Raw genomic sequence first — 1,074 nt, 5'->3', positions numbered from 1 at the left:
TTGGGGAGTGTTGGGAGATATCCAGCGAAATCGGGGCAACTGGGATGAGGCGGAGCGTCTGTATCAGCAATCTTTGCAAGTGATGACCGAATTGGGCGATCGCTCGGGGATGGCAACCTCTTGGGGAGTGTTGGGAGATATCCAGCGAAATCGGGGCAACTGGGATGAGGCGGAGCGTCTGTATCAGCAATCTTTGCAAGTGATGACCGAATTGGGCGATCGCTCGGGCATGGGCACCAGTTACAATCTTCTCGCCTTTGTCCATCTACACTCAAACAAAATCCCTGAAGCTCTTGCCAACTGGAGAGCGGGTTTAGAGGTTTGTCCACCTGCCAAATTCCCCGTAGAAGCCTTGGAACTCGGTCGCAGATTAGGCGATACTGCCTTTGACCTTCAAGACTGGGAAACCGCCATCGAAGGCTATGAGGCTGCCATTGCCGCAGTAGAAACCAGTTGCACCTTGACAGAATCCTACACCGAAAAACAAAAACGCCGGGAAGCCCAAATCGAGGTTTATGAGAAACTGGTGCAAGCCTGCATCAACGCCGGAGATATGGGTAAAGCCTTAGCCAGTGTGGAACGCAGCAAATCCCGCAACCTGATCGAACTGGTGTCAAACCGGGAACTCTACCCCAAAGGCGATGTTCCCCTCGAACTCCTGGAACAACTCGATCTCCTGCGTCGGGAAGTCACTGCCAAACAGCGATTACTGGAAAGCCTCGACAACCCCAGCAACTCCGACCCTGGGGGTGCAGGAGGCATCGGGCAACGGGGTAGCACCTCCGGCAGCTTCACTCCCGATGTCATCGCCACCCTGCGTCAAGAGTACCAAGAAGCGAAACAAGCTTTAACTCAACTCCTGGATATCCTGAAAACCTACGACCCCAATTTCAGCCTCACCCAACGGGTGGAACCCATGCAATTCTCGGAAATTCAGGGGTTGCTGGATCAGGAAACCCTGTTGATGGAATGGTATCTCACGCGGGAGGGGATTTATACGTTTGTGGTGTTCGGAGGGGAACCCCCCCAACCCGATGGCGTTGCTAAGGGGGGGCTAAGAGAATTAGAACCCCT

Annotated in this window: 1 protein-coding gene; it reads left to right on the top strand. The window is 54.0% G+C overall.

The window, feature by feature from the left end:
- The coding region (locus NG792_RS26930) for a tetratricopeptide repeat protein (protein ID WP_261237501.1) at positions 1-1,074 on the top strand (1,074 nt) is incomplete at both ends.

This window comes from Laspinema olomoucense D3b (assembly GCF_025370785.1).
GTDB classification, from domain to species: domain Bacteria; phylum Cyanobacteriota; class Cyanobacteriia; order Cyanobacteriales; family Laspinemataceae; genus Laspinema; species Laspinema olomoucense.
The sequence above is the reverse complement of the archived record's forward strand: the minus strand, read 5'-3'. Positions and strand labels throughout refer to the sequence as shown.